Source organism: Elusimicrobium sp. An273 (assembly GCF_002159705.1).
Taxonomy (GTDB): domain Bacteria; phylum Elusimicrobiota; class Elusimicrobia; order Elusimicrobiales; family Elusimicrobiaceae; genus Avelusimicrobium; species Avelusimicrobium gallicola.
In genome coordinates this window covers 145,472-169,107 of record NZ_NFJD01000004.1, presented here as the reverse complement: position 1 = coordinate 169,107, position 23,636 = coordinate 145,472, and the positions used below count along the sequence as shown (strand labels likewise).

The window sequence follows — 23,636 nt, the reverse complement described above, 5'->3', positions numbered from 1 at the left end:
AAAAAGCTCAAAATAGGTTACAATAAAATACACATAAATTTAAGCCTTTTGGCAGCAGGGCAATACATTGACCCGGTGGCACAAAGTCTGCTATCATTTATGTGTAGAAGTAAAAATCTATAACGGAGAAAGAAATGAAAAACTTACTCAGAGTAGTTTTGGTTTTGGCTTTGGCCGCCGGCTTGACCGCCTGCAAAAAGAACGTGAAAGATGACGCCAACGCCGACCTGACCGCCGGTACCGGCACGGAAATGGTGTTGGAAGAAACCACGGTTACGGAAGAAGTTCCCGCCCAGGAAGTATCCCTCGGTGTGGTGCACTTTGCTTTGGACAAATACAATCTGTCCGCCGAAGCCCGCAAAATCGTGGAAGCCAACGTACAGGCCATTAAATCCGCCGGCGCTGTTGCTTCTTACAAAGTTACCGTCGAAGGCAACTGCGACGATAGAGGCACCATCGCTTACAACATTGCGCTGGGCCAAAAAAGAGCTGACGAAGTAAAGGCTTACTATGTGCGCCTCGGCATTCCGGCCGCGAACATCACCACCGTTTCTTACGGTGAAGAAAAACCGGTTTGCTACGAAGCCACTCAGTCCTGCTGGGCCAAAAACCGCAGAGCTGATACCTTGCTGAAAGTCAACTAATTGATGTTTTGCTAAAAGGAGCCCGAATCTCTATGAAAAACGTTACCAAACTTCTTTTTATGGCAGGTTCGGGCTTTCTGTTGTCCGGCTGCATTGCCAGCGAGCGCGATATGAGCACGCTTAAACTGCAGCTGCAGGAGTTGAACTCCACCATCGTGCAAATGCAGGCCAACCAGGCAGAGCTGGCCAGCAAAATGGACGAGCTGAACCGCAATTTGTCCGTCTCCAACGAAAACCTTTCGCAGGTGGACGCGCAAATTTTCAAACTGTCTGCCAAGTTGGACGATTTAACAGCCACCGTCCGCCCCGCTTCCGGCGGTGCGGCGGAAGGCGCCCAGCCGGCGGCTCTGTTGCCTTCGGATTTATTTGCCGAGTCCAAAAGCCATTTGGACAAAGGTGCCTACGAACCGGCCGCGATGGGATTTAAATTGTACGTTTCCAAATACCCCGACAGCGAAAATGTGGAGCAGGCCTATATGTATATGGGCGATGCCTACATCGCCGCCGGGCAAACCAAGCAGGGGGCCATTGCCTATGCCACCTTGCTGCAAAAATTTCCCAAAAGCAAATTTATTCCTGCCGCACGCGTGAAATACGCCTTGAGTATTGTGCCGCTGGGTAAAAACGATGAGGCCAAGCGCTATTTGTCTTCCGTCGTGCAGGAGTTTCCTTCTTCGCCCGAAGCGCAAACCGCCAAAGCGGAATTGGCCAAAATCAAATAACAGGCTTTTCCCGCCGTGCGGAATGAGCGTTGCATGAAAAAAATTTTCTCTTTTTTTACAGTATTGGCTGTTGTGTTGACGGCTGTTTCGGCGTTTGCCGCGCGGCCTCAAACGGATGTGTACATCGGCATTACGTCGGTGGGCGACCGCAAGCTGCCTGCCATTGCCATGCCGCCCTTCCGCTTTGCGGACAATAAAGCCCAAGCCGCCGCCGTGCAAGTGCATGACGTGATGCGGGCGGACTTGCTGTTTGCGCGCTATTTTGACGTAACCGAACAGGGCCCGGCGTTTGATCCGCAAAACGTCAGCCAGACGCTTTCGCAGTGGGCCCAGCTGCGTGCCAGCTATTTATTGGCCGGCGATATTTCGTACGCGGCCCCCTACTATACCATCAAAATTTACGTGTATGACCTTTCCACCCGCACGGCGGTTTTCGCCAAGGCGTTTAAAGGGACGGAAAGCAGCCTGCGGCGCTTGGCGCATATTGCGTCGGATCAAATCGTTTCGGCCTTAACCGGCAAGCGCGGCATTGCCGATACGAAAATCGCCTTTGCCAACAATGCCACCCGCCACAAAGAAATTTATGTGGTGGATTATGACGGCGAAAATTTACAAAAACTGACCAACGACAAAAGCATTTCCATTTTGCCCCGCTGGTCTAAAGACGGAAAGATTTTCTACACCACGTACAAATACAAAAACCCGGATATTTTCGCCATTGACCTGCGCGCGGGGAAAATTGCCCCCATTATTATCCGCGGCGGCCTGTCGCTGATCGGCGGCGTATCGCCGGACGGAAAGGCGCTGGCTTTTACCAGCTCGGGCGGCACCAACCCCAGCATTTACATTTATAACTTGGAAACGCACGAAAAACGGCGCATTACCAATAAAGCGTCGGTGGACGGTTCGCCGTCGTATTCTCCGGACGGCAAGTACATTACCTTTGTGTCTAACCGCGCCGGAAACCCGCAAATTTACGTCATGGAACTGGCCACCGGGGACACCCGCCCGCTGACCAAAACGTTTAACTGGTCGGACAGTCCGCAATGGTCTCCCACCGGGGAATGGATTGTGTTTACCGGCCGGGAATCGCCGTATCACCCGATGGATATTTTTCTGGTGGATTTAACGGGGACGCAAATCCGCCGGTTGACGACAGACGCCGGCTCCAACGAAGATCCCACCTGGTCGCCGGACGGAAGATTTATCGCCTTTACTACCACCCGCAACGGCAAGCGCCAGCTGTATATGATGGATATGGACGGCAGCGCCCCGCACCTGTTGGCGGACTTGAAGGGGGATTCCTTTACCCCGCATTGGAGCTTTTAATAAAGATGCAAACGGGCGGAATTTCCGCCCGTTTTTATTTTTACAACAGAAAACCCCCGGCCATGCGGCCGGGGGTTTTGGGTAAGCTGGCAAAGGCTATTCACATTCGTCAAAGCCGATATCGGCGCAATTTACGCCGGGGTAGCTTTCACAGCAGACGGTTTCGCCGGCTTGCGGCAAAAAGAGGGAATACTCTTGCCCGTCGTTATCTGTAAATACGGCCCGGTAGCCGCCGGTAAAATGCGAAAATACGATATCGCCCGCTTCCAGCGAGCCGTAGTCTAAGGCGTCATTTTCGGCCAAGGTCTGCAGTTGGAAAGCCACCTGGTTGGCCCGGGCGCCGGGCTGTTCGGCGGCGATGCCCAACACTAACATAAAGGCAAAAAACAACGCGAAGACGACGATAATAAAGCCCAGCCACCACGGGTGGGAAGGCGTATCGGGCAGTGCGTCTTCAGGCTGAAAATCCTGCCGGACGACATACGTTTCCGCCACGTAATCGTGCAGGGCGCGTTTGCGGTTGGTAAGCCCCGCCATAAAAAAGCCCACATAGAGCGTTACATAAGACAAAATTTTCGCAAAGAAGCGGCCGCTGGCCCGGGCAAAACTGATGCGTTGGCCTTGTTTGCCCACGACTTTAATTTTCATCAGCCGTTTGCCCCAAGTGGCTTGCTTGGCACTGCTTTCAAAGCCTGCAAAATACAGCCACAGGCAGACTACCGCCAAGGCTTGCCAGGCAAAATAAATCAGCACCACGGCGATAAAATGGCCGTCTAAATTGCCCGGTTGAACTTGCGTGGCCTGCCACAGCAAAAGCGGCAGACACAGAATCGCCGCCGGCAGTGCTGCCAAAACGGAATCCAGCACAAAAGCGATGGCGCGTCTCCAAAAACCTGCATACGGTGTAGTATTCATATCATTCTCCTTAGTCAATTAATGAGCCTAAAAGCTTATTTGCGCGGTTTTTTATAGCAGCGGCGGCAACGGGCCTGGTAGGCGTCCGTAGTGCCTACTACGATGCGTTTTTTGTCCTTGCTGGTGCGCTGCGTAAAACTGGCGGGGTTGCCGCATTTGGTGCAGACGGCCAAGTTTTTGGTTACGTATTCGGCTTTGGCCAAAAGTGCGGCCGTTACTTCAAACGGTTCGGCCCGGTAGTCCGTATCCAGCCCGGCCACAATAACGCGCTTGCCGGCGTTGGCCAGTTTTTCGCAGACGGATACGATGCCCATATCAAAAAAGTTGATTTCATCAATGGCAATGACTTGGGTGTCTTTTTCCACCAGCGGTAAAATTTCATCCGATTTCTTCACGCAGGTGGCGGCTACTTTGTTTTGGTTGTGGCTGATGATGCTGTCTATGCCGTAGCGGGTGTCTATTTTGGAATTAAACAACTGTACTTTTTGCTTGGCAATCAGGGCCGTGCGTACGCGGCGGATGAGTTCTTCGGTTTTCCCCGAAAACATACATCCGCAGATAACTTCTATCCAACCTTGTTTGTGGTAAATAAGCGGGTTTGCCATACAAGCTCCTTTTACATATCTCTCAAATCGCCTTGGCTTCTCCACGGGTACCAGTACGTATCTTCGGGAATTTGCCCTTTGATCCGCTTGTTTCCGCCGCACAGAATGTTGATGCGAAACGCAAACGACAGGTTGTCGTTGCGGTCGCGGATGGTAAATTCGGCCTGCGCATCGTGTAACGTGTAGGAGAAGCGGAACATTTTATTAAAGCCCACCAGGCTGTGCGGCTCCAATACGGCGTCTATCCCCAAATCCATAAACCACTTGGCGCCCGTGGGGCGAATGCCCCAGGTGGTGGTCAGGGTGTATTGGTCGGAATAGGTGCGGTAGCGGGAGCCGGGGTCGGTATAATCGGCAAAATTGTTAAATCCCAGCCCGATGATGTGGTGCTTGTAGAAGAAGTGAGACTGGGCGATAAAGCTGACGTTCTTTTCTTCCAAGTCGTATTGGTCTTGCACGAAGAAGTTGAACTTGCCGTTGGGCGACTTGTAGCCCCATTCCAATAAGAACGGTTCAATGCGGGATTTTAAATGTTTCCACCCCTGCTCGTAGCCGAAGCCGTCCTTTAAACTGTAGGCGTAATCGGACAAGTCAAACCCGGTGCCGAAGCGGACGTAGGTGTTAAAAGTAGGGCGGTAGTAATTGTTGAGGTAGAGGCGGTTGAGTTCAATGCCTTTGTCGGGCGACAGTTGGTCGGAAGACAACGTACCCGTAGAGAGGCGTTTGGTAAACTGGTAGCCGAAATCCGTGGTGCCCAAAAAGGAATGCGTTTGCAGGTTGACATCCGTCCCCACGCGGGCCACCCAGGCATCCTGCCCGTTTTTGTATTGGGAATCGGCAAAGGTAACGGTCTGATCGTAAAAGACGGAAGGAGTGAAGGTAAACGCGCGGCTGAGGCGGAACGATTTTTCCGTCGTCCACTTGGCATGCGCTTGGCGCTGGTAGGGGCCTTCTTCGTTGGGGCGTCCGTTTTGATATTGAATGCGGGAAGTATTGTCAAAATCCACTTCCAAGCGGTTAGCCGTTTTAAACAGCGGGTCATTAAACGGAAGGAGCATAAATTTAATTTCCGGCAAGGTGCGCTGCTCGGCCATAAATTCGTGCTTATTCCACGCGTAAATATCTTTTTGCTGGTAGCTGACGCGCAGCGTGGAGCGGCGGGTTTGGCGCGAAACGGAGAAGTTCGTTTCCTGATCCGGCATAAAAATATAAGGGTTGCCGCGGAAGAAAGTATCATAAAAGTACGGATCGGAAACCATGCGGAATTGGGTTTGAAATTGATAGAGGGCGCCGTCCGGGTTGTTAAAGTGGTCGGACGAGTCGTACATTTCCCACCAATAGCCGCCCTGTACGCCCCAGCGGTTTTTGTCGGTCAGTTTGCGGGTGTCGTCGTTATCGGCCAGGTCGTGAATAAAATAGAACTCGCCGCTTCCGCGCAAGGTGGGGGAGGTAACCGCCGTCAGGCCGCCGCCAAAGCCGAAGCCGGATTTGGTGTAGTAATCTAAGTTTAATTTCGGGCGCAAATTAAGCACCGGCTGAAACACGGTGGAGGTTAAAATGCCGAAACCGGTTTTGTTGCTTTGCGTAAAATCCACGTAAGTCGTCCACGGTTTTTGAGACGCCAGCGACCGCCAAAATACCGGCAGGTAAAACACCGGAAATCCGTCCAGCCGCAGTACGGCGTTGGTGCCGAAGACGCGCTTTTGGGGGGAAACGGTCAGCTTGCCCACGGAAAGCGTATAATGCGGGTCAGGAATGTCGCAGCACGTCAGCGTAGCGTCTTTAAGCGTTTGTTTTTGGGTAATGGAGGAAATTTCCTTGGCCGAGAGCACCCGGAGGGGAGGGTATTCGGTGCTGATGTCTTCGGCCGTAAAATCTTTGGTGGTGTAGTTGACGGAAACGTTGTTTCCTTTCAGCACATTGCCCTGGCTGTCTTGGACGGTCATCGGGCCGACGGAAGAAATTTGCGTGTTTAATTGGTCTACCGTAATGCTTTCGCCCGTTACGGTGCGGGTTTTGCCGTCTTTTGTTTTTTGAATGACGGTTACGTTTCCCTCCAGGGTTACTTTTTTGTTATCCGGCTCGGCGGTGGCTTTGTCGGACGTAAAAAAGACAAAGGCCGGGTCATCCGGTTTAGGAAGGACATTGTCCGCCGCCAATACAGGCGCGGCGGAGAGCAAAAAAGCGCATAAGCAAAAGAAGGAAGCGGATTTCATTTAAGTGTATCTTTTTTCGCGCGGTAGATGGCGTACATGGCAGCGCCTACTCCGCCGATATTCGGGTTTTGGGAAACTAAAATCTTAAGCCGTTTAAACGGCGTTTGAATTTGCTGGGCCGCCAACACGCGTTTGACGGCGGGCAGAAAATACGGCGCCGCGCCGGACACGCCGCCGGTCAGCACAATGGTGTCTATATCCAGCACCAAGGTAAAATTGGCCAGGCCGATGCCTAAGTAGTGGCCGGTATCTTCCCACACTTTCAGGGCCGTTTTGCACCCCTTTTCGGCCGCGCGGGAGACGATTTCTATCTTAAAATCTTTTTCCGCCGCCACCAGTTGGGCCAAAATGGAATCGGGGTAATCGGTTACGGCTTCCAGCACCCGCCGTTTGATGCCGATGGTACCCACAAACGCTTCCAAACATCCCCTTGCCCCGCAGCCGCACAGGGGGCCGGTTGCGGTATCGGCAATTTTGGTATGCCCGATTTCGCCGGCGGTGCCGTTGGATCCTTGGTAGAGTTCTTTATTTAAAATCAGCCCGCCGCCTACGCCCGTACCCAAGGTAACCACCAAAATGTTGGTGCCTTGGTGTTTTAAATCGGCTTCGTACACGCCCCAAGCGGCCAGGGTGGCGTCGTTGGCGACGCAGGGCATAATGCCGGTGTGTTTGTAGAGCAGCTGGGCAAGCGGCCAGTTGGCGATGTCTTTAAATTTTAAATTGGGGTTATAGCGCAGCACCCCTTTTTGGTTGTCTACGTCGCCGGGGGCGCCTACCGCTACGGCAACCTGCTGGTCTTGAAATTCTTTTTGAATGGCGTTTATATAATCGCCAATTTGCGTAATAAATCCTTTGGCCCCTTTGGAATAATCGGTTTCTATTTTTTCTTTGCGGAAAATTTCCCCGTGTTCGTTCATCACAAACAGTTTTACAAAGGTTCCGCCAATGTCTACGCCTACGCCGATCATAGGTTACTCCTTGCTTTTGGGATGCGCGTGGTCATACACGCTTTTTAACTTTTCAAGCGACACGTGTGTATATACCTGTGTCGCGGCTAAACTTTTGTGGCCCAGCATTTCCTGCAGGCTGCGCAAGTCGCAGCCGTTGTTGAGTAAGTGCGTGGCAAACGAATGCCGCAGGCTGTGCGGGGTAACTTTGCGCGCCAGATGGGAAGCGATGGCCGTGTGCTTAAAAATATAAGCCAAGCCGTCTCCCGTAAGGCGTTTGCCGTTTTTATTTAAAAACAACGGGTCTTGCGGCTGCGGATGGGGCCGGCTGGCCAAATAGGTTCTAATGGCGTCCAGCGCGGCGTCCGTTACCGGCACCAGCCGCTCTTTGGCGCCTTTGCCGAACACTTTGACGATGCCGTTAAAAAAATCCACGTCTTTTACGCACAGCCCCGTTACTTCGCTGCGGCGCAGCCCGCTGGAATACATCAGTTCAAAAAGCGCCTTGTCGCGCGCGGCAAAATGTTTGCTGTGGGCGGCGGTTTCCAGCAGGCGCTGCGTTTCCGGCACGGATAAAAACTTGGGCAGGATTTTTTCCCGCTTGGGGGCCGGCAGCAGTTTAAACGGGTTTCGCTCCAGCTGCCCCTGCTCCAATAAATACGCGGCAAAGCTACGAAGCGAAGCAATCTTGCGCAAAACCGTATTGCGCGCTGGATGATGCTGCGTTTGCAACGCCGCCAAAAACGAACGGATGTTGGCGGACGTGAAATAGCGCAGGTCGTCCTGGCGGCGCTGTTTAAAAAAGAGCAAAAATTCCTGCAAATCCGCCCGGTAACTTTTCAGGGTGTAAGGCGAAAAATTTTTATTTTGCAAATGCAGTAAAAAAGCATCCACCCATTTTTCCATACCCTTCCCCTGCCCGGTTATTTTTTTGCTTCGGCGGCCGTTTTGGCGGCATGGGCCGCTTTGATTTGTTCAATTTCTTCCGGCGTTACGGTAACAATCGTTTTGCACTTGGGATAGCCGGAACAGCCTAAAAACTCCCCGCGTTTGGAAGTGCGCAGCACCATGGGTTTGCCGCATTTTTCGCACAGGCGGTCGGTAATAATCGGGCCCGTGGAGGCCACTTTGTGGCCCTGCGCGTCCAACGAATAGGTGTTTTTGCATTTGGGATAGGCCGAGCAGGCCAAAAATTTGCCGCGCCGCCCCGTGCGGATCACCATGGGGGCGCCGCATTTGTCGCAGATTTCGTCAGTTTTTTCCGGCTGGACTTTTTCGCCGGAGCTGGTTAAATTAATTTTCCCTTTGCACTGCGGGTCGCTGCACACCAGGTATTCCCCAAAGCGGCTTCTTTTCTTTAGCATCATTTTGCCGCAGATGGGGCATTTTTCGTCGGTTTCTTTGGCGGCCGGGCGCTGCATGCCCTGTTCGGCTTCGTCCAATTCTTTTTTAAAGTTGGTATAAAAGTCCGACAGGAGCTTTACCCATTGCTGGTTGCCTTCGGCCACTTGGTCTAACTGCTCTTCCACGCCGGCGGTATAGGAAAGATCCATAATTTCTTTAAAGAAATCTTTTAAACTGTCCGTTACCGTAATGCCCAAATCCGTGGCTACTAGTTTGCTGGTTTTGGGCTGACGGGCGATGTATTTGCGGTCTAAAATCGTTTTGATGGTAGGCGCATAGGTGGACGGACGGCCGATGCCGTGTTTTTCAAGCGTTTTAATCAGGCTGGCTTCGTTGTAGCAGGGGGGGGGCGTCGTTTTGTGGTCTTTGGTTTTAATGTCCAACAGTTTCAGTTCGTCTCCTTCCGCCAAAATCGGCAGCAGTGCGCTTCCGTCTTCTTTTTCTTCCGAAGAGTCTTCTTCCTGGTCTTTGTAAATGGACAAGTAGCCCGGGAATTTCACCGTCCGCCCGCTGGCGCGCAAGACGCATTGTTCTTTGCTGCCGGAGGCGATATCAATGGCTACCGTGTTAAACACCGCGTCGGCCATTTGGCTGGCCACAAAGCGCAGCCAGATAAGCTCGTAGAGTTTGTATTGGTCGCTGGTTAAAAAGGGTTTCATGGCCTGCGGCGTGCGGCGCACGTCGGTCGGGTGGATGGATTCGTGCGCTTCCTGCGCGCCCATCACTTTGCTTTTGTATACGGGCTGTTTGGCCGGCACGAAGGCGGGGCCGTATTTCTCGCCGATGAATTTTTTGGTTTGTTCCTGCAGCAGTTTGGATACGTTAAACGAGTCCGTTCTCATATACGTAATTAAACCGACGGTCTGGCCCTGCACGTCAATCCCTTCGTAGAGGTGTTGGGCCGTCATCATGGTTTTTTGAGAAGGGAAACCGAGTTTGTTATACGCGTCCTGCTGCATGGAGCTGGTGATAAAAGGCGGTTTGGGCTTTTGTTTGACTTCTTTCTTTTCCACCTTTAAAACCGTGTTGGGCCCCTTGCGCAGCAACTCCGACAGCGGGGCCAGTTTTTCCGGCTTGTCAAAAACGGTTGTCTTTACTTTGTAATCTTCGGCAAACAATTTATAGGTGGTGGTTTGTTCCACGTTTTTGCCCTGCCATTTGGTTACGCGCGCCCAGAAGGAAGGCGCGGCGCCGGGCTTTTCAAACTGGGCGCCGATCGTCCAGTATTCCTGTTCCTTAAATTCGGCAATTTCTTTGGCGCGTTCCGCCAGCAGCCGCACGGCCACGGACTGCACCCGACCGGCGGAAAGGCCGGAAGTGATTTTTTTCCACAAGAGGGGGGATAATTTGTAGCCCACAATGCGGTCTAAAATGCGCCGCGCCTGTTGGGCGTTAACGAGGTTGTCGTCAATCTTGCGGGCGTGGGCAAACGATTCCTTAATGGCCGCGGGGGTAATTTCGTGAAAGTAAATGCGCTGGTAGCGGTCTTTGGGCAGTTTTAACAGTTCCACCAAGTGCCACGCAATGGCTTCCCCTTCGCGGTCAGGGTCGGTAGCGAGGTAAATTTCGCTGGCGTTTTTGGCGGCGGCCGTCAGCTCGGCAATGAGGCGTTTGGCGCGGTCTACCGCGACATAGGTGGGTTTAAACCCGTGCTCAATATCCACGCCAATGTCTTTGGACGGCAAATCCCGCACGTGCCCGAAGGAGCTGCGCACAATATAGTCGTTGCCCAAAATTTTGCTGATGGTCTTCTGCTTGGTAGGAGATTCTACGATAACCAGCTTTTTGCCTTTCGGATTGGTGGTGGCCATAATTCACTTCCTTATCAATTTAAAATTTGCTTTTGCTGTAGAGGCCGTTTTCACAGGCCAGGAAGCCTTTTACTTCCAGTTCAAACAGCAGGGAGGCCGTTTCCGGCACATCCGCGCCGAGAGCCTCGGCAATTTGGTCTAAACTGGCCTGACTGCCGCCCACGGCGTTCATTACCTCGCGCTGGCGTGGGGTCAGTTCCTCTTGCGGTTTGGGGGCGGAGTCATCCTTCTTTTCAAAAAAGCGCGCATCCAGCCCAAAGCGCAGTTGCTGTGGTATATAGTCTAGTATATCTGACACGGCGGTTACAACCCCCGCCCCGTCCCGAATGAGGGCATTGGGGCCGGCGGACTGCGGGCTGTCTATCGGCCCGGGGACGGCCAGCACGTCTTTGCCCATTTCCAAGGCCAGCTTGGCGGTAATCAGGGCGCCGGATTTAATTTCCCCTTCTATCACCACCACCGGCTGTGACAAGGCCGCAATAATGCGGTTTCGGCGCGGAAAGTGAAATGCATTGGGCGGGCTGTTAAACGGCAGCTCGCTGACAATGGCCCCGCCGTGCTGCAAAATGGCTTTTTCCAAGGCGCGGTTTTCCGGCGGGTAGCAGCGCCCCACGCCCGTGCCGATTACGCCCACCGTCGGTTTTTGCAGGCGCACCGCGGCGGCGTGGCATTCGCTGTCCACCCCGCGGGCCAGCCCGCTTACGACCGTTACGCCGCAGGCGGACAAATCGCCCGCCAATTTGGCGGCCACGCGCCGCCCGTAGGGCGTAATTTTGCGCGTACCCACCAGAGCGGTGCAGGCTTGCTCGGGCGCGGGCAGGCGGCCTAAAACATAAAGCGCAATGGGGGCCTCTTTGATGTTTCTTAGCGATTGGGGGTATTCTTCGTCTTCGGGAATATAGATATGCCCGCCCAAGGCGGCGGTTTTGTCCCACTCCTCTTGCGGATGAATGGAAAACGCATCCCGCAGCAGATGGGCGGCGGTAGAGGGGTTTAAATTGGCTTCCCGCGCCAAAGTTTGCGCGTCTTGGCGCAAGATTTCTTGGGCGGAGCCGAAAATTTCAATCAGCCGCTCCAGCCAGTCCGCCCGGAAATACAGAAAAGCGTTTAATTGAATGCGTGCCAGCCGTTCGGCGGCGGAGATGGAAGCGTTCATCCGAGGTCGGCCACTCCTTTTCTGTCCAGCGGGCGGTATTGCATGACTTCCACCAGGTGCTGGGTTTCAATTTGTTCTTTGCCGGCCAAGTCGGCAATGGTGCGGGCGGTTTTTAAAATTTTATCCAAACTGCGCGCGCTTAAGCCAAACTTGCGCATGGCAGCTTCCAAAATACGGTCTGCCCCGGCGGGCAGCGGGCAGAACATTTTGATTTCCCGCGGCGTCATAAAGGCGTTAGCCGGCGTGGAAGAGCCCGCAAACCGGCGGTGCTGAATTTCGCGCGCCTGCAGCACCCGCGCGCGGATTTGGGCGGAGGTTTCGCCCTCGCTGGACTGGTTCCAATCCGTGTATTTGACGGGGTTTAAATTAACGGTTAAATCAATACGGTCTAACAGCGGGCCCGACAGGCGCGCCTTGTAGCGGCTGATTTGCATGGGCGAGCAGGTGCAGGGAGTGTGCGGGTCGCCCAAGTGGCCGCAGGGGCAGGGGTTCATGGCCGCTACCAGCGTAAAACGCGCCGGGTAGGAAACCGTTTCTTTGGCGCGGGAAATGGTTACGCGTCCGTTTTCCAGCGGTTCGCGCAATACTTCCAATGCGGAGCGGGAAAACTCGGCAAATTCATCCAAAAACAGCACGCCGTTGTGCGCCAAGGACACTTCGCCCGGGCGCGGCGTGGAGCCCCCGCCGATCAGGGCCACGTCGGAAATGGTGTGGTGCGGGTCGCGAAACGGGCGGCGGGTTAAGAGCCTGCTTTTGCCCATTAAATTGCAGATGGAATAAATTTTGGTAATTTCCAAAGATTCTTCTTGCGTCAGCGGCGGCAAAATGCCGGGGAAGCGTTTGGCCAGCATGCTCTTGCCGGTGCCCGGCAGGCCGATCATCAGAATGTTGTGCCCGCCCGCGGCCGCAATTTCCAGGGCGCGTTTGGCCAAGGCTTGGCCTTTTACTTCCGAAAAATCCAACTCGCTTTCGGGCTCTTGCGGCGGCTGAGGCACATAGGCCATTTTTACGGCGCTCTCTTCCAGCTTGCCTTCCAGAAAATCCGCCAATTCCCTTAGCGTATGCGGCGTGATAAACGGTACGCCGGACACTTGCCCTTCCAACACGTTTTGCGGCGGAATGACGGCCGTTTTGCCCAAGGCTTTGCAGGAAATTAACATAGGAAGCACGCCCGCACACGGGCGCAGGGTGCCGTCCAGCGCCAGTTCCCCCAGCACAAGAAAACGGGAAATTTTTTCACGTGCTTCTTCGGACAGCTGCCCGCTGGCCGCCAAAATGCCCAAGGCAATCGGCACGTCAAACTGGGTGCCGCTCTTGCGCAGTTCGGCCGGGCTTAAGTTTACGGTAATGCGTTTGGCGGGAAAATCAAAACCGCTGTTTCGGACGGCCGCCACCACGCGTTCTTTGCTTTCGCGCACTTCGGCGTCCGGCAGGCCGACAACGGCCAATGTAGGCATTCCTGCGGCGATGTCTACTTCTACGGAAACGGCAAAGCCTTCTATTCCTTTAATCGCGCCGGTGCATACATTGGCCAGCATATCAGTTAAAACTCAATACGAGGGCGTTGGGTGTAATGGAAACCACCGTAAAATTAATGTTATATTTGCGGATGATTTTGGCGGCCAATTCTTCGGGAGTGCCGATATTGGCCGAGATTTCAAACTGCGCCGAGGAATTGGCGTAGCGGACTAAGTTAAAATCTTCAATTTCGCGCAGGTCGCGCAAAATATCCTGCACTTGTTTAAGGCGTTCGATGTTGCCGATGTCTTTAACGGTTACGTCAAACACTTTGGCCGAATTGATGGCCGAATTAATCGGTTCCACCAGCTGTTTGGCAGCCGCTTCGCACGCGGCGGAAATGGCTTTTTGCGAGGCGATTTCGTCCATAGGATCCAGCCCGCTTAACTGTTCGGCTCCTTCCGCCACCACGGCATAGTTGTTGGTGGCATAGGCGCGGATGTTGGCGCGGGCCCGGTACGATTTAAACGGAGAAACCGTGCCCGGAAGCGCCACCAGCGGATTGGCCTGAACGTCCGCCATAATGACAAAGCGGGCGCCTTCCTGGCGGGCTTGGTCAATGGTGGGGTTGGGGTTTTCGATATTATTTTGGCTTAAATTATCGCCGTTGATTAAGGCAAAAGGCTGGTCTTTCAGAGCGCGGTAGATGGCCTGCTTGCAGTCCTGACGCAGGGAGATGTCGTCCCCGGTCATTTCGCGCGACGTGATTAAGATGTTGGTCTTTTTGGCAAACGCGTCCGCCTCGGACTGTTTGATGATGTCTCCAATGTCTTTTACCAACACCATGGCTTTGATTTTGGTATAGTACTCATCGCCTTTGCGGTAGGATTTTTGCACATGGCTGCGGCGGATGAAACCGGCCGTTTTGGAGACAATTTTGTCCTCCACCAGTTGGGCTTGATCTACCGTTGTGGCCGAAGAAATGAAAATGCCGGCCACTTTTTCTACCGCGGCGCGCTGGGCGGCCAGAATGCCGTCTTTTTTCATTTGTTTTAAATTGTTCTCATCGTAGGGAACCAAAGATTCCGCCTCTACATATTCCCCTTCCCCTTTGGGGCCGATGCGAAAAGAACTGCACGCCGAAAGCGTGAGCGCCGCCGCGAAAGCGAGTACAAAAAGTTTTTTCATTATTTTTTACCCTCCAGGTTAATGCCTGCCGCTTGGAGGCGTTTGCGGTCTAAGCGCATAATGACCGCACAGCCGCCGTCATCCATATATTCGGTAGACACCAGCTCCATCTGGCTGATGACGCCGTGGGCGGACGTATCAATCGTACTGCCAGAAGAAACCGCATCCACCACCTGTACATTCGACTCCAAATTGGCGCCGAACAACACTTCCGTCGCCCGCTGATACGCGTGGGCGATGGCGGCCTCGCGGCTCATGATGCGGCGTTGGGAGTCGGAGGTATGGGCCGGGTTGGCCGCGCCAAAACCGCGCACCCATAAATAGTTGCTGTCTAAGAGCGTATCGTTAAACGAAGGCGCAATGGCCCCGTCTTTCACGGCGGATTTCATCGTGCCCGAGCATCCCACCAGGCAGCACAGCAAGGCAAATAAAGCCAGAACTTTTTTCATACTTACCTCAACAGTTCGGAAAGAACTTTTACATAGGTGCTGGGAGATTTGGCATCTTCGTAATTAATAATGCCGCAGCGGATGAGCATAATCTCCAGCATGTGCGTAAGAATGTCGTAGAAATTCTCGCGCACGGACGGATCGCATACCGTTAATGCGGGGCCTAAAATGACGGCTCCTTTCAGTTTTTTGTTGTCGCACAGGTTGGCAATTTTAAACGCGGAAGAAATGATGTTTTCCGTAGCGTAGGAAGAGCGCACGGCAATTTCAAAACCGCCTTCAATGCCCAGTTCTTTGGCGCGCTGCTGCAGGGCAAACACCATCCAATTCATCATATGCGAGCTGTTTTGCGGATAGAAGAAACCGATCCGGCCCCATTCCCCGTTGCCGGTGGTGGTGATAGACGTAATCGTTTCCGGATCGCGGGTCAAAACTTCGCTGGTTTCGTCTTCGCCGCCGGTGGCCAGCAGTTTCTCAAAAATCATCGCTTGGGAGCGCTCGGCTTCCGGCAGGTGCGGAAAAATTAAGTTTTCCAGCACTTTCAAGCGGCGGATACTGCGCGTTACCGTGCCCAGCGTCATGTGCGGGCCGCCAAAAAAGGCGGAAATTTGCGCGTCGTTTAAGTCCACTCCGTTATCCAGCAGCATTTTTTTGACGATTTTAAAATGCGTGTTTCCGCTGGCCGGTTTTAATTCGGAAATCCAGCCGGAATCCAGGCGGAACTTAATCAGTTCTTCCAGTTTTTCCAAGCTTTCCGGCGGATATTTGGACGTAATGACAATTTGTTTTTGGTCTTGCAAAAATTTATTAAGCAGTTTGGAAATATACATCCGGTTTTGCTCGTTGATAGCCAACAGGTGGATATCGTCAATAAGCAAAACTTTCACCGTATCCATAAATTTTTCAAATTTTTCTATATTGCCTTCCATCACATAGCGCTGAATGCCGCGCGAAAGGCGCACGCCGTTGGTCATAAAGATATTTTCCTGACCGTACTTCTTGGAAAACGCGTAGGCCATGGCGTTTAAGAAGTGCGTTTTGCCGGTACCCGTGGCCCCGTGCAATACCAGCGGGTTATACAGCTTGCCCGGGTTTTCAATTACGGAAATGGCTGTGGCGTGTGCAAAACGGTTGACGGACATGACCATCGTTTCCAGTGTATAGGTGGGCACCAACGGTACTTCCAGCGGCCAGTTGTGCTTTTTCAGTTCCGAGAGCGGAATTTCAATGGAATGGTCGATGGTTTTGGTTTTTTCAATAATGGTATTGGCCGCGGCCGGCTTGGGCGCAGGGCGGTTGGAAACCGGCTGCTTGGGCTGAGCGGGCTGTTGGGCCGGCGCTTTAGCGGCAGGCGCCGCCGGAGCGGCCGGTTGGGGGGCAGCCGGCGCAGCAGGCGGCGGAGGAACCGGTGCCGCCGGTGCATGCGGAATATCGATTTTTCTTCTAATTCTAAAAGTAGTTTTTAGTTCTTGGTTTTCTTCCATATCAGATTCCCCCGGGGTTACGGATCGTGAAATTTTGGGATGTGCAGCGGGTTGCTCAGCTGGTTTTTTCTCGCCGGCTAAATGTAATTTAACAGGTGCAGTTTTTTCTTTCGGTTCCGCAGGAGCCTGTGGCTTTTCGGCAGCGGCAGGCGGCTGCGGATGAGCGGCCGGGCGTTTGACGGCCGGCGTAACAGTCGTGTCATGAAACGATTTTTCGTATTGGTGTTTCATGACTTCTGTGTTAAGCGTAGTTTCCAAATTAAATGTTTTGTCTAACGATTCTATTTTCTGGCCGCGAATGGTAATTTCCGGCAAATCTTCCGCGCCCGCGCTTGGAGAGACCGTCTTGCGGGAGTACTGCGTGGGCGGAACCGTATTTAAAATGGCCACTTCTTCCGGAATTTCCCCATGGGAGGGATGCTCGGCAAAGTCCGTTACGGACGCCTCTTCCGGCGAAGGGCCCAAATTCAGGGGTTCCTCGTCTGCTGCAGATAACGAAACGGAAGCCACCGGCGCCGAAAGGTCTTGCAGCGGCGGCGCGGGCGGCACTTGCGGCGCAGCCGCCGCGCCCGATTGCGTTTTCAAACGGGCGGTTTTTTCAATTTGCTCAAAGGGATCTTCCACGCCGTCGGATTCCGCCGGTTCGGGCGTAATCTCCGCCACAGCGGGAGTCGGTTCATTGTCTGTCGGCCGGGCCAAATCCGGAATTTCGGGCGCCTGATTGGGCGTTTGCGCCGCGTCGGCAGGTTCGGGCAGGGGCTTTTGAACGGGTTTTGCCGGAGCGGAGGGTTGTTCTGCCTGCTCGGCGGGCGTCTGTTGCAGCGCCTCCCCGTGTGCCGTATGCTTTAAGAAATCCATATCCTTTTTGGGCAGCCGGTCGGTAATGGCGTTTAAATCGTCCAGGTCAATAATGCAGGTCTGGTCTTTCATCTTTTGTTCGAAAATGTTGAAAGAGTCTTCCAGACTGCCTTTTCCGTCGGCCAAATTATTCATTTTTTGTTCCCGCTGGACTTGGGAGTTCTTCACCAGCTTTTGGTTTTCCAAATCCAAGAACATATCATACTTGGTTTCGGCGGAAAAAATGTCCTCCAGCGGCATTTGCCCCAACATGGTGCCTTCCATGTCTTTAATGAGCATGTCTTTGTCGCTGATGGTAATTTCGCCGGATTGTTCTTTGCCGGTGGGATTGGCGGAAACCGTTTGTTTTTCTAACCCGATAGATTGTTGGGTATCTTCGGCATTGATTTTGACGCTTTGCTGCTGAAAATCGGCTACGGGTTTTTCTTCCTGCGGGGCAGGCGGCGGCACGGACGGCGCATCCTGCGGCTCGCGGAAGAAACTTTCCGATGGATCCAACGTTACAAAGGTCGGGAAAGCTTTATCGTCTTTGGTTACTTCGGAATTAAACAGGGGATCTCCCAAAATGCCGCCGGGGACAAATTGGTTTACTTTATTGGTTTGTTCCACCCCTTCCCGTACGGCGGTGCGGATTTTTTCCAAGGTGTCTTCGTCTAAATCCGCGGGCAATTCAAACGCGTATACAAACGGCGCTGCGGCCGGCTGCGGCGCTTGGACGTAGCCTGCCAATTTTTTGGCAATCAGGCGTGCGTCATGCTCCGTCCCGTCCGTTACAAGCGTATAACGGCGGCTTTGGTCTTTCGGATCCAACCGGGAGATAACATCCCACTGTTTAATCATTTTCCCTCGATAATTTTTACGCCGCTGCTGGCCCCGATGCGGGTGGCGCCGGCGGCGACCATGGCATCAAAATCCGCACGGGTACGAACCCCGCCGGAGGCTTTTACCTGCACGGAAGGCGGCACGGATTTGCGCATCAGCGCCACGTCGGGCGCCGTAGCTCCGCCGCCGGTAAAACCGGTGGAGGTTTTGACGAAATCCGCCTTGGCTTGAGCGGAAATTTCGCAGGCTTTTACTTTTTCTTCATCCGTCAGCTGCGACGTTTCAATAATGACCTTCAACACATGGCCCAAGCTGGCTTGGCGCACGGCCTGGATGTCCTGCAGTACCGTGTCGTAATCCTGCGCTTTGAGGGCGCCGATGTTGATGACCATATCCACCTCGTCGGCGCCGTTTTTTAAAGCGTCCTGCGTTTCGTAAACTTTTACGGCCGTGGTGTTGGCCCCCAGCGGAAAACCGATGACCGTGCACACTTTTACGTCCGAGCCTTTTAACAGTTCCTTGGCGTAAGACACCCACACCGGGTTAATGCATACGCTGAAGAAGCCGTATTGGCGGGCTTCTTCGCACAGGCGGTGAATGTCCGCCCGGGTGGCATTGGGTTTTAAGAGGGTATGGTCAATCAGTTTTGCCGGGTTCATACGAAACTCCTTGTTTAGTTAAAGTTAATGATGCGGGCGAATTTTTCCGCAATCAAAGACTGGCCGCCGACTAAAGCGCCGTCCACGTCTTCTTTGGCCATAATTTCGTCCACGTTGGAATCTTTTACGCTGCCGCCGTAGAGAATGCGGGTCGCTTCTGCAAAGGCCGGCGAATAGGCTTTGGCCAAGTACGCGCGGATCGCGGCGTGTACTTCCTGGGCTTGGTCGGGCGTGGCGGTCTTGCCGGTGCCGATGGCCCACACCGGTTCATAGGCGATAATCAGGCCTTTTAATTGTTCTTCGGTAAAATCTTTCAAGCCGTTTTTAAGCTGGCTTTCAATGACGGAAAGCGTTTTGCCGGCTTCGCGTTCTTCCAAGGTTTCGCCTACGCAGAAGATGACGGTTAAACCGTGGCGCAGGGCGGCGGCTACTTTTTTGTTTAAAATTTCATCCGTGTCGCCAAATACGCTTCTGCGTTCGCTGTGGCCGATTAACGTGTGGGTGGCGCCGGCGTCTTTGGCCTGCACGGGGGAAACCGCGCTGGTAAAAGCGCCTTTGTCTTCCCAATGCACGTCTTGGGCAGCTACCTGGATTTCGGATCCTTTGGCCAGTTCGGCTACTTTGGCCAGCGACGTGTAGGACGGGGCTACAATGATTTCTACGTGGTTTTTGTTGCCGGCTTTGGTCAGCGCGGTGATCAGCGCGGCGGATTCCGCCAAGGTATTGTGCATTTTCCAGTTTCCGGCGATAATAGGTGTTCTTTTGGTCATTTTAAAATCCTCTTTTATATAAAAAGTACATAGAACGCTCTCCCGTCCTAAGGCGAGAGACTTCCTATTAACATACTATCATAAAGAAAGAAAAATGAAAAGCCCTTCCGCCCGAAGACAAACCCGGCAAAAGGCCGACAAAAAACCGCAAAAGGAAAGCGCTTTTGCGGTTTGTAAAAAAGCAGTTTCTAGATGGCCGTTACAGAAATGTGGTATTTGTCCGCCAGGCGGATGACTTCTTCCAAATCCAGCACCAATGTTTTGCCCGCTTCAAAAGCCAAGACTTCAAACCCGGCTTTATGCAGGCTTTCCACGGTGCCTTTGCCGATGACGGGCAGATCAAAACGGCTGTCCTGATCCGGGCGGGCCACTTTGACCACCGCCACGGTGGATTTCTTTTCGGCCGAGCTTTTATACAGCTCTCCCGCCCGCAAAATGCAGCGGTCGGTGCCTTCCATCCCTTCCACCGCAATCACGGCGTTTTGGCTGACCACGCACGTAAGCCCGATGTCCAGCGCGGCAATCGCCTTGGCAATTTTGTAGCCGAAGGCCGCCGTTTTTTCTTCTTCCGGCGTAAGCGGCCGGGCGGAAAGGAGCCCTTTTTGGGGCATAAAATCTTCTAAAAACAAGGCCGAATTTTCAAAGGTAATGCCGTCTTTTTTAAATTCGTCCATCACGCGGGAGAGGATGTTTTTGGCCTGCATATTTTTAAGCGAAGCCAAAAACTTGGCGCCCCGCAGATCCGGCATTAAGTTAGAGAAAATAGACGTGTGCTGTACGCGCCCCGCCATGACCACGCGCGTAACGCCGTGTTCTTTAAAGAAGCGAATGCCTGCGCCCAGCTGCCCCAGCCGAAACGCACGGAACACACGGGCGCAGGTTTTGAAATCTTCTTCTTTGGCGTTGCCTTTAGCGCCGGCGACGTATACCTCATACCCGTTGGCGGTTGCCTTTTGGGCAATGTAGACGGGCATTTTTCCTTCGCCGGCAATGAGGCCTATTTTCTTAGTCGTCATTCTCGTTTACTTTGCGCTTGGCCGTGGCCACCCCGCGGGAAGAGGCGCGGCAGAAATCAATCATATGCTGCACTTCTTTGCAAGGGTGCGTGGCTTCCAGTTCGTCCATCGCGTCCTGCAGGCGTTTGCCGCTGCGGAACAGAAGCTTATACGCGCGTCTGATTTCCAAAATGGTTTCGCGCGAAAGGCCGCCGCGGCGCATGCCTACAATGTTTAGGCCTACCAGGCGGGCGCGTTCCCCTTGGGCAATGCAGTAGGGGGGAATGTCCAGCGGCAGCATAGCCCCGCCCGAAAGCATCGCCATCGTGCCCACGCGTACAAATTGGTGAATGCCCACCATGCCGGACATCACGACACGGTCTTCCACTACCACGTGCCCGGCTACGCCGGTGCTGTTGGCAATAATAATGTTGTTGCCTAAATGGCAGTCGTGGGCAATGTGGGAGTTGGCCATCAGCAGGCAGTTGTTGCCGATGGAGGTGGGGCAGTCAAGCTTGGTGGAGCGGTGAATCGTTACGCATTCGCGGATTTTGTTGCCGTTGCCGATGGTTACGCGGGTGGGTTCGTCGTTATACGACAAATCCTGCGGCTTGACGCCTACGAACGAGCTGGCAATCAGTTCGTTCCCGTCACCCATGGTGGTGTTTTCAATCACGCAATAAGGGCCGATTTTATTGTTTTTGCCGATGACCACATCCGCCCCGATAATGGTATAGGGGCCGACGGTGGTGGAGGGATCTATTTGGGCGGCCGGATCAATAATGGCCGTGGGGTGAATGTTAGACATGGGAAGTTTCTCCTAGGATGAAGTTCAGGGTGGCTTGCGCGCACAACTTGCCGTTCACGTAAGCTTCCGCATAAATTTTGGCAATTTTGCCCAAACGCAGCACTTCAATGGGCATTTGCAGCGTATCGCCGGGCTGCACCATCCCGCGGAATTTGGCCTCGTCGATACTTAAAAACAGCGGGATTCCTTTGTTCTCACCGACGGTGCGGCTCATAATGGCGCCGCCAAACGCCTGGGACATGCTTTCTACCACCAGTACGCCCGGCATTACCGGCCGGCCGGGAAAGTGGCCCTGAAAGTAGTATTCGTCCGGGCGGACGTGCCGGATGCCCAAGTATTTTTTGTCGGGATCCAGCTCCCACACCTCATCTACGAGCAAAAACGGCTCGCGGTGGGGGATATTGCTTTTAATATGTTCCTGATCGTAAATTTTGACAGGGGTCATGGTCAGGAAATCTTTTAAACTGGCAGATTTGGCACTCATTTGTCCTCCGAATTGGCCAAAAGGATTTTGGCAAAAATGATATTGTGTTTGTGTCCGCCGCAGGCACAGGTAATTTTAAGCGGCGGCAGTTTGCGCCCGGTCAGGCTTAAGTCGCCCACCAAGTCTAAAATTTTATGGCGCACCAGTTCATCCGGGTAGCGCAGTTCGTTGATAAATTTATCCTTTCCTACGATGACGGCGTTTTCCAAATTGCCGCCTTTGGCCAGGCCGTGCGCCTTTAAAAAGGCCAGTTCTTCTTCAAACCCGAACGTACGCGCGCGGGAAATTTCTTTGATATAGTTTTCCGGTGTAAATTCCAGCGTAAATTCCTGCCGGCTGACGAGCGGATGTTTATGCAGGAACAAAAACGTAAACGTCAGCTTATCGGCGGGTTCGGCGCTGTAGGAAATGTTGCCGCTGGAGTAGGTGATTTTTTGTTTGATGTTTAAAAGCGGCTGCTCGGCCGGCAGTTCTTTCAGACCGGCTTTTTGAAGGGCCTCTATATAGAGGTCGCTGGCGCCGTCGGTTACGGGCGGTTCGGGGCCGTCCATTTCCACCGCTGCGTCCGTAATGCCCAGGGCGTGCAGGGCAGAAAGGGCGTGTTCCACCGTCCAGACTTCGGCCGTTTCGTTCTTGAGGTTGGTGCCGCGCAGTGTGGAGCTGACGCTGTTGACGTGCGCTGCAATCGGTTTGGCGCCGGCGATATCCGTACGCAGAAAAGTGATGCCGTTGTCGGCGGGTTTAAACGTCATGGTGGCGGGTACGCCCGTATGCAGGCCTACGCCGCTGACCACGGCTGGGGAAGAAAGCGTTTTTCTCATATTACAATCCTAATAATTTTTTCAGTTTTCCAAAAAACGATAATTTTTGCACTTCGTCGGCTTGTTTTTTCATCGCGCGGAACTCTTTGTACAGCTCGGGCAGTTTGCGAAGCATCGCCTGCTGTTTAAAAGCTTCCCGCTGGGGCATGGCCGGGTAGCCAAAGTACACCTGCCCCGCCGGAATGGACGAAATAACCCCCGACTGGGCACCAATTTGCACGCGGTCGCCTATTTTCATATGGCCGGCAAGGCCCACTTGCCCCGCCAAAATAACGCCGTTTCCGATGTCCGTCGTGCCGGCTACGCCCACTTGGGCGCACATAATGGTGCTCATGCCCACTTTTACGTTGTGCCCCACCTGGACGAGGTTATCTATCTTGGTATTGTCGCCGATATACGTGCTGGAAATTTTGGCGCGGTCAATGCACGAGTTGGACTGTACTTCCACGTCGTTGCCCAGCACCACGTTGCCAATTTGCGGAATTTTTTGGTGCCGGCCTTCGTGGAAGGTAAATCCGAATCCGTCCGAGCCGATTTTGGCCCCCGCCTGCAAAATGACGTAATCTTTCAGTACGCATTCCTCGCGGATGACCACCTGCGGATAAATATAGCAGTTCTTGCCGATGGTTACGTTTTTGCCGATATAGCACTGCGGAAAGATGACCGTTCCGTCGCCCACGGTAACGCCGTCTTCAATGACGGTGTAGGCCCCTACGCAAACGTCCGCCCCCAGCTTGGCCGAAGGGCTGATGACGGCCGTGGGGTGGATGCCCGGCGTATGTTTTTGTTTTTGGGCGTCCGCATATTTCATCAGCAAGATAAACGCCCATTCCGGGTTTTGGGCGTAGAGCAGGGCCCCTTGGAACGGAAGCTCCTTGCCTTTGGCTTCCTGCGGCACAATGAGGACGGAAGCCTTTAAGTCTTTTAACAAATCGGTTTTTTCCAGCGAAGTTAAATAGCAAATGCCGCCTTCGCGGGCGTCCTCCAAGGCGCAGAGTTCGCGCACGGTTACGTCCTGCTTGGCGCCCGGTTCGGCGCCGGTAATTTTAGCTACTTCACTGAGGGGTAGGTTGAGCATATAAAACCTCTGT

The 23,636-nt window shown here is 53.5% G+C and carries 21 protein-coding genes; 3 read left to right on the top strand and 18 right to left on the bottom strand.

Annotated elements, in window-relative coordinates:
- The first annotated feature begins 134 nt into the window (after positions 1-134).
- Genes B5F75_RS06435 through B5F75_RS06425 form a run of 3 tightly spaced genes read left to right on the top strand, consistent with a single transcriptional unit; the run spans position 135 to position 2,695 of the window.
- The gene (locus B5F75_RS06435; protein ID WP_087289145.1) at positions 135-644 is read left to right on the top strand and encodes an OmpA family protein; all 510 of its coding nucleotides are present in this window, start codon (positions 135-137) and stop codon (positions 642-644) included.
- A 32-nt stretch (positions 645-676) separates the two neighbouring features.
- Positions 677-1,366 (top strand): tetratricopeptide repeat protein, encoded by a 690-nt coding sequence (locus B5F75_RS06430; RefSeq protein ID WP_087289143.1) that lies wholly within the window; start codon positions 677-679, stop codon positions 1,364-1,366.
- Positions 1,367-1,399: 33 nt separating this feature from the next.
- Positions 1,400-2,695 (top strand): DUF5050 domain-containing protein, encoded by a 1,296-nt coding sequence (locus B5F75_RS06425; protein ID WP_087289141.1) that lies wholly within the window; start codon positions 1,400-1,402, stop codon positions 2,693-2,695.
- 96 nt (positions 2,696-2,791) lie between these two features.
- Here the strand turns inward: B5F75_RS06425 and B5F75_RS06420 are convergent, their stop codons facing one another.
- The 18 genes from B5F75_RS06420 to lpxD all read right to left on the bottom strand — a co-directional run bounded on the left by B5F75_RS06420 (position 2,792) and on the right by lpxD (position 23,623).
- The gene (locus B5F75_RS06420) at positions 2,792-3,610 is read right to left on the bottom strand and encodes an RDD family protein (protein ID WP_087289139.1); all 819 of its coding nucleotides are present in this window, start codon (positions 3,608-3,610) and stop codon (positions 2,792-2,794) included.
- Positions 3,611-3,645: 35 nt separating this feature from the next.
- The gene (locus tag B5F75_RS06415) at positions 3,646-4,215 is read right to left on the bottom strand and encodes a thymidine kinase (protein WP_087289137.1); all 570 of its coding nucleotides are present in this window, start codon (positions 4,213-4,215) and stop codon (positions 3,646-3,648) included.
- A gap of 11 nt (positions 4,216-4,226) precedes the next feature.
- The gene (gene lptC / locus B5F75_RS06410) at positions 4,227-6,431 is read right to left on the bottom strand and encodes an LPS export ABC transporter periplasmic protein LptC (protein WP_087289135.1); all 2,205 of its coding nucleotides are present in this window, start codon (positions 6,429-6,431) and stop codon (positions 4,227-4,229) included.
- Positions 6,428-7,399 carry an ROK family protein gene (locus tag B5F75_RS06405; RefSeq protein WP_087289133.1) on the bottom strand — a complete coding sequence of 324 codons (972 nt, stop codon included), beginning with the start codon at positions 7,397-7,399 and terminating at the stop codon, positions 6,428-6,430. Before B5F75_RS06405 ends, lptC begins: the two co-directional genes overlap by 4 nt.
- A 3-nt stretch (positions 7,400-7,402) precedes the next feature.
- Positions 7,403-8,284, bottom strand: coding sequence for a site-specific tyrosine recombinase/integron integrase (gene xerA / locus B5F75_RS06400; protein WP_087289131.1), 882 nt, complete (start codon positions 8,282-8,284; stop codon positions 7,403-7,405).
- A gap of 17 nt (positions 8,285-8,301) precedes the next feature.
- Positions 8,302-10,593 carry a type I DNA topoisomerase gene (gene topA, locus B5F75_RS06395; RefSeq protein WP_087289130.1) on the bottom strand — a complete coding sequence of 764 codons (2,292 nt, stop codon included), beginning with the start codon at positions 10,591-10,593 and terminating at the stop codon, positions 8,302-8,304.
- Positions 10,594-10,612: 19 nt separating this feature from the next.
- The gene (dprA, locus tag B5F75_RS06390; protein WP_087289128.1) at positions 10,613-11,749 is read right to left on the bottom strand and encodes a DNA-processing protein DprA; all 1,137 of its coding nucleotides are present in this window, start codon (positions 11,747-11,749) and stop codon (positions 10,613-10,615) included.
- Positions 11,746-13,287 carry a YifB family Mg chelatase-like AAA ATPase gene (locus tag B5F75_RS06385; protein ID WP_087289125.1) on the bottom strand — a complete coding sequence of 514 codons (1,542 nt, stop codon included), beginning with the start codon at positions 13,285-13,287 and terminating at the stop codon, positions 11,746-11,748. The genes dprA and B5F75_RS06385 overlap by 4 nt, the downstream gene beginning before the upstream one ends.
- 1 nt (position 13,288) lies before the next feature.
- Positions 13,289-14,395: a hypothetical protein gene (locus B5F75_RS06380; RefSeq protein ID WP_087289123.1), complete on the bottom strand. Its 1,107-nt coding sequence runs from the start codon at positions 14,393-14,395 to the stop codon at positions 13,289-13,291.
- Complete coding sequence (locus B5F75_RS06375) at positions 14,395-14,844, bottom strand: hypothetical protein (protein WP_087289121.1); 450 nt, start codon at positions 14,842-14,844, stop codon at positions 14,395-14,397. Before B5F75_RS06375 ends, B5F75_RS06380 begins: the two co-directional genes overlap by 1 nt.
- A gap of 2 nt (positions 14,845-14,846) precedes the next feature.
- Positions 14,847-18,026 carry a DnaA ATPase domain-containing protein gene (locus B5F75_RS06370; RefSeq protein ID WP_087289119.1) on the bottom strand — a complete coding sequence of 1,060 codons (3,180 nt, stop codon included), beginning with the start codon at positions 18,024-18,026 and terminating at the stop codon, positions 14,847-14,849.
- Positions 18,023-18,667 (bottom strand): deoxyribose-phosphate aldolase, encoded by a 645-nt coding sequence (gene deoC / locus B5F75_RS06365; protein WP_087289117.1) that lies wholly within the window; start codon positions 18,665-18,667, stop codon positions 18,023-18,025. The genes B5F75_RS06370 and deoC overlap by 4 nt, the downstream gene beginning before the upstream one ends.
- Before the next feature lie 14 nt (positions 18,668-18,681).
- A complete protein-coding gene (tpiA, locus tag B5F75_RS06360; protein WP_087289115.1) occupies positions 18,682-19,437 on the bottom strand; it encodes a triose-phosphate isomerase in 756 nt (251 codons plus the stop codon).
- 188 nt (positions 19,438-19,625) lie between these two features.
- On the bottom strand, positions 19,626-20,453 hold the full coding sequence (locus B5F75_RS06355) for an LpxI family protein (protein ID WP_087289113.1): 828 nt from the start codon (positions 20,451-20,453) through the stop codon (positions 19,626-19,628).
- Positions 20,443-21,240, bottom strand: a complete 798-nt coding sequence (lpxA, locus tag B5F75_RS06350) for an acyl-ACP--UDP-N-acetylglucosamine O-acyltransferase (protein WP_087289111.1) — start codon at positions 21,238-21,240, stop codon at positions 20,443-20,445. The genes B5F75_RS06355 and lpxA overlap by 11 nt, the downstream gene beginning before the upstream one ends.
- Complete coding sequence (gene fabZ / locus B5F75_RS06345) at positions 21,233-21,724, bottom strand: 3-hydroxyacyl-ACP dehydratase FabZ (protein WP_204201215.1); 492 nt, start codon at positions 21,722-21,724, stop codon at positions 21,233-21,235. Before fabZ ends, lpxA begins: the two co-directional genes overlap by 8 nt.
- On the bottom strand, positions 21,721-22,545 hold the full coding sequence (gene lpxC / locus B5F75_RS06340) for a UDP-3-O-acyl-N-acetylglucosamine deacetylase (protein WP_087289109.1): 825 nt from the start codon (positions 22,543-22,545) through the stop codon (positions 21,721-21,723). Before lpxC ends, fabZ begins: the two co-directional genes overlap by 4 nt.
- Before the next feature lies 1 nt (position 22,546).
- Positions 22,547-23,623, bottom strand: coding sequence for a UDP-3-O-(3-hydroxymyristoyl)glucosamine N-acyltransferase (gene lpxD, locus B5F75_RS06335; protein ID WP_087289107.1), 1,077 nt, complete (start codon positions 23,621-23,623; stop codon positions 22,547-22,549).
- Positions 23,624-23,636 lie beyond the last annotated feature (13 nt).

Excerpts from the sequence above, each read along its gene's own strand:
- lptC (WP_087289135.1), bottom strand. The coding sequence starts at position 6,431 with ATGAAATCCGCTTCCTTCTTTTGCTTATGCGCTTTTTTGCTCTCCGCC.
- lpxA (WP_087289111.1), bottom strand. The coding sequence starts at position 21,240 with ATGTCTAACATTCACCCCACGGCCATTATTGATCCGGCCGCCCAAATA.
- B5F75_RS06385 (WP_087289125.1), bottom strand. The coding sequence starts at position 13,287 with ATGCTGGCCAATGTATGCACCGGCGCGATTAAAGGAATAGAAGGCTTT.
- tpiA (WP_087289115.1), bottom strand. The coding sequence starts at position 19,437 with ATGACCAAAAGAACACCTATTATCGCCGGAAACTGGAAAATGCACAAT.
- B5F75_RS06380 (WP_087289123.1), bottom strand. The coding sequence starts at position 14,395 with ATGAAAAAACTTTTTGTACTCGCTTTCGCGGCGGCGCTCACGCTTTCG.
- B5F75_RS06435 (WP_087289145.1), top strand. The coding sequence starts at position 135 with ATGAAAAACTTACTCAGAGTAGTTTTGGTTTTGGCTTTGGCCGCCGGC.
- deoC (WP_087289117.1), bottom strand. The coding sequence starts at position 18,667 with ATGAACCCGGCAAAACTGATTGACCATACCCTCTTAAAACCCAATGCC.
- lpxC (WP_087289109.1), bottom strand. The coding sequence starts at position 22,545 with ATGAGAAAAACGCTTTCTTCCCCAGCCGTGGTCAGCGGCGTAGGCCTG.
- B5F75_RS06430 (WP_087289143.1), top strand. The coding sequence starts at position 677 with ATGAAAAACGTTACCAAACTTCTTTTTATGGCAGGTTCGGGCTTTCTG.
- xerA (WP_087289131.1), bottom strand. The coding sequence starts at position 8,284 with ATGGAAAAATGGGTGGATGCTTTTTTACTGCATTTGCAAAATAAAAAT.
- B5F75_RS06375 (WP_087289121.1), bottom strand. The coding sequence starts at position 14,844 with ATGAAAAAAGTTCTGGCTTTATTTGCCTTGCTGTGCTGCCTGGTGGGA.
- fabZ (WP_204201215.1), bottom strand. The coding sequence starts at position 21,724 with ATGAGTGCCAAATCTGCCAGTTTAAAAGATTTCCTGACCATGACCCCT.
- B5F75_RS06355 (WP_087289113.1), bottom strand. The coding sequence starts at position 20,453 with ATGACGACTAAGAAAATAGGCCTCATTGCCGGCGAAGGAAAAATGCCC.
- B5F75_RS06405 (WP_087289133.1), bottom strand. The coding sequence starts at position 7,399 with ATGATCGGCGTAGGCGTAGACATTGGCGGAACCTTTGTAAAACTGTTT.
- dprA (WP_087289128.1), bottom strand. The coding sequence starts at position 11,749 with ATGAACGCTTCCATCTCCGCCGCCGAACGGCTGGCACGCATTCAATTA.
- topA (WP_087289130.1), bottom strand. The coding sequence starts at position 10,593 with ATGGCCACCACCAATCCGAAAGGCAAAAAGCTGGTTATCGTAGAATCT.
- B5F75_RS06415 (WP_087289137.1), bottom strand. The coding sequence starts at position 4,215 with ATGGCAAACCCGCTTATTTACCACAAACAAGGTTGGATAGAAGTTATC.
- B5F75_RS06420 (WP_087289139.1), bottom strand. The coding sequence starts at position 3,610 with ATGAATACTACACCGTATGCAGGTTTTTGGAGACGCGCCATCGCTTTT.
- B5F75_RS06425 (WP_087289141.1), top strand. The coding sequence starts at position 1,400 with ATGAAAAAAATTTTCTCTTTTTTTACAGTATTGGCTGTTGTGTTGACG.
- B5F75_RS06370 (WP_087289119.1), bottom strand. The coding sequence starts at position 18,026 with ATGATTAAACAGTGGGATGTTATCTCCCGGTTGGATCCGAAAGACCAA.
- lpxD (WP_087289107.1), bottom strand. The coding sequence starts at position 23,623 with ATGCTCAACCTACCCCTCAGTGAAGTAGCTAAAATTACCGGCGCCGAA.